Genomic DNA, 5735 nt, shown 5'->3' with positions numbered 1-5735 from the left:
GCGGCCCGAGATCGCGATCGTCTCGAACGTGACCGGTCAGTTGGTGTCCGACGACGAGGTTGGTTCGGCGGACTACTGGGTGCGCCATGTGCGTGAGGCGGTTCGTTTCGTCGACGGGATGCGCACCCTCCAGGAGCAGGGCGTGTCCACGTTCCTGGAGCTGGGCCCCGACGGAGTGCTCAGCGCCATGGGCCAGGACTGTGTCGAGGACTCGGTGTTCGCTCCCGCGCTGCGCAAGGACAGGGACGAGCCGAAGACGCTGGTCACCGCGCTCGCGGAGCTTTACGTACGCGGGTCGGCGGTCGACTGGGCGGCGTACTTCGCCGGCACCGGCGCCCGCCGGGTCGACCTGCCCACCTACGCCTTCCAGCGCGAGCACTACTGGCCCGCCGCCGCAGCGCGGTGGACGGGTGACGTATCCGCGTTCGGACTGCGCCCTGTCGGACACCCGATGCTCGGAGCCGCGATGACGCGGGCCGACGCGGACGGACTGATCATGACGGGCCGACTGTCGCTGCAGACGCATCCGTGGCTCGGTGACCACGCGGTGCTCGGTGCTGTTCTGCTCCCGGGCACGGCCTACGTGGAACTCGTCCTGCAAGCAGGCGAGCACGTCGGTTGCGGTCTCCTCGAGGAGCTGACGCTCCAGACACCGCTGGTTCTCCCCGAGCACGGCGGAGTCGCCGTACAGCTGACGGTGGGCGCGGAGGACGCCGAAGGCAAGCGCCCTGTCGCCCTGTACTCCCGGCCCGCCGAAGGGGAGGAGGACGCCCTCCCGTGGCAGCAGCACGCTGCTGGGGTGCTGGCCCCCGCCGGTGCTGAGGTCGGCGATCAGGAGCTGGCCGAGTGGCCACCCCGCGGAGCCGTCGCCGTGTCCGTCGACGGGCACTACGAGGGCCTGGCCGAGCACGGCTACGGCTACGGCCCCGTGTTCCAAGGGCTGCGGGCGGCGTGGCGCCTCGGGGAGGAGATCTTCGCCGAGGTCGCGCTGCCCGACGGCGCCGAGGCCGAACGATTCGGTCTTCATCCCGCCCTGCTCGACTCCGCCCTGCACGCCATGGGACTGAACGGCGGTGGCGAGGCTCGGGACGAGGCAGTGGGGGTCGGTCTGCCGTTCGCCTGGTCCGGCGTCTCTCTGTACGCGGTCGGCGCGTCCGTGCTGCGGGTGCGGATCACCCCCACGAGCTCGGGCGTTCGCGTCCTGGCCGCCGACGATTCCGGCTCCCCGGTCGCCCACGTCGAGTCGCTGGTACTGCGTCCGGTGACCGCAGAGCAACTGGCGGCGCCCGGAGCCGATCAGACCGAACTGTTCCACCTCGAATGGGCACCTCTCCCCGTGCCGCCGCTGCCGCCGGACGGCCCTGCCCGTAGGTGGGCCGTGATCGGCGAGGGCTGGCCGGTGGCCCTTGGCGCCGAACCGTACGCGGATCTGTCAGCCGTGGACCCGGCCGTCGACCTCGTCCTCGTCACACACGGCGTCGCGACCGGCGTCGAGGGCGAAGATCTGGCATCCGACGTGCGCCGGAGTGTGCACGAGCTGCTCACGCTGGTCCAGGAATGGCTGGCTGATCCCCGATTCGCAGACGCCTTGCTGGTGGTCACGACCTGCGGGGCCGTGGCGCCCCGCGGGGAGGACGCGCTGTTCGACCTGGGCGGAGCGGCGGCCTGGGGCCTGATCCGCTCGGCGCAGTCCGAGAACCCGGGCCGACTGGTCTTGGTGGACCTCGACGACTCCCACGCCGCACTCCTCCCGGCACTTGCTACGGGCGAGCCGCAGCTCGCCATCCGTGGCGGGGACGCGTTCGTACCCCGGCTGGGCCGCCCTTCGGCAGCGGAGGCCCTCGTACCGCCCGGGGACGCCCCGTGGAGGCTGGACATCGCGGAGAAGGGCACTCTCGAGAACCTCGCGCTCGCCGCCTGTCCCGATGCCGCCGAGCCCCTCGCGCCGGGGACGGTACGGGTCGGCATGCGTGCCGCAGGTCTGAACTTCCGCGACGTGCTCATCGCGCTCGGCGTCTATCCTGGTGACGCCACGATGGGTATCGAGGGCGCCGGTATCGTCCTGGAGACCGGCCCCGGGGTCACCGGCCTGGAGCCAGGCGATCGTGTGATGGGCCTGTTCTCCGGTGCGTTCGGACCGGTCGCGGTCACGGACCGCCGTACTGTGGCCCGTATCCCGGACGGCTGGTCCTTCACCGAAGCGGCATCAGCCCCGGTGGTCTTCATGACCGCCTACTACGCACTCGTGGACCTCGGGGGTCTGCAGCCCGGCGAGTCGGTCCTCGTGCACGCCGCCGCCGGCGGTGTGGGCATGGCCGCCGTGCAGCTCGCACAGCACCTGGGCGCCGAGGTCTTCGGTACCGCGAGCAGCGGCAAGTGGGACGTGGTGCGCTCGCTCGGACTCGACGACGCGCACATCGCCTCGTCGCGCACACTCGATTTCGAGGAACAGTTCCTCGGCGTCACCGGAGGCCGCGGTGTCGACCTCGTCCTGGACTCCCTCGCCAGGGAGTTCGTGGACGCGTCGTTGCGCCTGCTGCCGCGTGGTGGCCGGTTCATGGAGATGGGCAAGACCGACATCCGCGACGCGGACGCGATCGCCGAGACCTTCCCGGGCGTCGCCTACCAGGCCTTCGACCTGATCGAAGCCGGGCCCGAGCGGATCGGCCAGCTCATGGCCGAGGTGCTTGCGCTCTTCGACAGCGGTGCGCTCAAGCCGCTGCCGATCCGTACCTGGGATGTGAGGCAGGCGCCGGAAGCGTTCCGCTTCCTGGCCAAGGCTCGCCACGTCGGCAAGGTCGTCCTGACCGTGCCTGAGCCCGTGCAGCGGCACGGGACGGTCCTGGTGACCGGGGCCACCGGCGCGCTCGGTGGGCTGGTGGCACGCCACCTGGTGGCCGAGCACGGTGTGCGCAGCCTCGTCCTCACCGGCCGTCGGGGGGCCTCGGCCGCCGGTGCCGCCGCGCTCGCCGAAGAACTGACCGAGGCCGGCGTTGAAGTCGTGCTGGCAGCCTGCGACGTCGCCGACCGTGATCAACTGGCGGCCGTCCTGGCGGACGTGCCCGAGGACCGGCCGCTGACGGGCGTCGTGCACGCCGCGGGAGTCCTCGACGACGGTGTGGTCTCGTCCATGACACACGAGCGCCTCGACACCGTCTTGCGCCCCAAGGTCGACGGAGCGGTCCACCTGCACGAGCTCACCGCGACGCTCGACCTGTCGATGTTCGTCACGTTCTCCTCGGTGGCCGGTGTCTTCGGCGGACCCGGTCAGGCGAACTACGCGGCGGCCAACGCCTTCCTCGACGGTCTCGCCCAGCAGCGCCGCAGCGCGGGGCTGGTGGCGACCTCGCTGGCGTGGGGGCCCTGGGCCACCACGGACGGCATGCTCGGACGACTCGACGGCTCCGACGTGGACCGCATGGTGCGCTCCGGGGTCCTGCCGCTCACGGACGAGCAGGGACTCGCCCTCCTCGACGCCGCGCTGGCCTCGCCGCGGGCCGCGCTGGTCCCGGTCGGTCTTGATCTCACGGCCCTCCAGTCGCAGGCCGTCGCGGGCGCCCTGCCCGGAGTGTTCCGCGGACTGGTCCGCACCGCCGGCCGACGCAGGGCTCCGGCCGCCGCTACGACGGGTGGGTCGACTCTGGGGCAGCGCCTCGCAGGACTCGCTCCGCAGGAGCGCGACCGGGAACTGCTGGATCTCGTACGAACCCAGGCGGCCTCTGTTCTCGGCCATGCGGGCGCCGAGACGGTCGACGGTGACAAGCAGTTCAAGGAGCTCGGAGTCGACTCCCTGACAGCGGTGGAGCTGCGTAACCGGCTCAACGCCGCGACCGGTCTCCGGTTGCCCGCGACCCTGGTCTTCGACTACCCCACCCCCGCCGCTCTCGCGGGCTTCCTGCTGACCGAGATCCTGGGCGTCGTCGTACCGGAGAACGCGAGTGCGCTCCTCACCGCCGCGGGCGACGACCCGATTGCGATCGTCGGGATGAGTTGCCGGTTCCCCGGCGAGGTGAACTCGCCCGACGACCTCTGGCGGCTGCTTCTCGACGACGGTGACGCGATCACCGGGTTCCCCGACGACCGTGGTTGGCACGCCGACCGGCTGAACACACGGGAACCGGAGGAGGGCGCCGAACGACTCGCCACCGTGCGCGAAGGTGGCTTCCTGACGGGCGCGAGCGCCTTCGACCCCGGCTTCTTCGGGATCTCGCCGCGCGAGGCGCTGGGAATGGATCCGCAGCAGCGCCTGCTGTTGGAGACCGCGTGGGAGACGTTCGAATCTGCGGGCATCGACCCAGCCGAGATGCGCGGGAGCGCGACCGGCGTTTTCGCCGGTGCGTCGTCCTCCGCCTACGGAGCTGGGGCGCAACTGCCCGAAGGCTTCGAAGGGAACGCCCTGACCGGCAGTGCCACCAGCGTGGTGTCCGGCCGGGTGTCGTACACCTTCGGCCTGGAGGGGCCGGCGGTGACCGTGGACACGGCATGCTCGTCCTCACTGGTGGCCCTCCACCTTGCTGTGCAGGCGTTGCGTCAGGGCGAATGCACCATGGCACTGGCCGGCGGTGTCACGGTCATGGCCGACCCCGGCATCTTCATCGAGTTCAGCCGTCAGCGCGGGCTGGCACCGGACGGCCGCTGCAAGCCGTTCGCCGAGGCGGCGGACGGCACGGGGTGGTCCGAGGGCGTTGGCATGGTGCTGGTGGAGCGGCTTTCGGACGCTCGGCGCAACGGGCACCACGTGCTCGCCGTCGTACGCGGTTCCGCCGTCAACCAGGACGGTGCGTCGAACGGCCTGACAGCCCCGAACGGTCCGTCTCAGCAGCGGGTCATCCGGCAGGCGCTGGCGAACGCGGGAGTCGACGCCGGAGACATCGACGCCGTAGACGCGCACGGTACGGGCACGCGGTTGGGTGACCCGATCGAGGCGCAGGCGCTGCTCGCGACGTATGGGCAGGAGCGGTCGGATGACCGTCCGCTGCTGCTGGGGTCGGTCAAGTCGAACATCGGTCACACGCAGGCGGCGGCTGGTGTGGCCGGTGTGATCAAGATGGTGCAGTCCATGCGCCATGGGCTGCTGCCCCGCACCCTCCACGTGGACGAGCCGACGTCGCACGTGGACTGGTCGGCGGGTTCGGTGGAACTGCTGACGGAGTCGGTGCGGTGGCCGGAGACGGGCGGGGCACGGCGTTCCGCGGTGTCGTCCTTCGGGATCAGCGGAACGAATGCGCACGTGATCCTGGAGCAGGCTCCGGACAGTGAGGTCATGGAAACCTCCGCGAGCACATTGGTGCCGGTGGTGCCGTGGGTGGTGTCGGCGAAGACGGCCGAGGCGCTCGATGCACAGGTGGAGCGGGTGTCGGTGTTCGCCGGGGATCTGGATCCGGTGGATGTCGGGTTCTCGCTGGTGACGACGCGTGCGGCTCTGAATCACCGTGCGGTGGTCATCGGTGGCAGGAGAGTCAGGGGCACGGTTTCGTCGAGCAGCTCGGCGGTGTTGTTCTCGGGTCAGGGTGCGCAGCGGTCGGGTATGGGTCGTGAGTTGTATGAGGCGTATCCGGTGTTCGCGGATGCGTTTGATGCGGTGTGTGTGGAGTTGGACCGGCATCTGGATCGTCCGGTGCGGGGTGTGGTGTTCGAGGGTGGTGAGCTGCTGGATCGGACGCAGTTCACGCAGGCCGGGCTGTTCGCTCTTGAGGTGGCGTTGTTCCGTCTGGTGTCGGCGTGGGGTGTGAAGC

1 protein-coding gene is annotated in these 5735 nt (G+C 70.7%); it reads left to right on the top strand.

The genetic code is table 11. The annotated features are described in order from the left end of the window. Window positions 1-28 precede the first annotated feature (28 nt). A partial coding sequence (locus tag B9S57_RS17695; protein WP_308457404.1) for an SDR family NAD(P)-dependent oxidoreductase occupies window positions 29-5735 on the top strand: 5707 nt, incomplete at its 3' end.

The organism is Streptomyces sp. SM10 (assembly GCF_002910915.1).
Lineage (GTDB): Bacteria > Actinomycetota > Actinomycetes > Streptomycetales > Streptomycetaceae > Streptomyces.
Note: the sequence above shows the minus strand (reverse complement) of the source record. Positions and strands in the feature narration are given on the sequence as shown.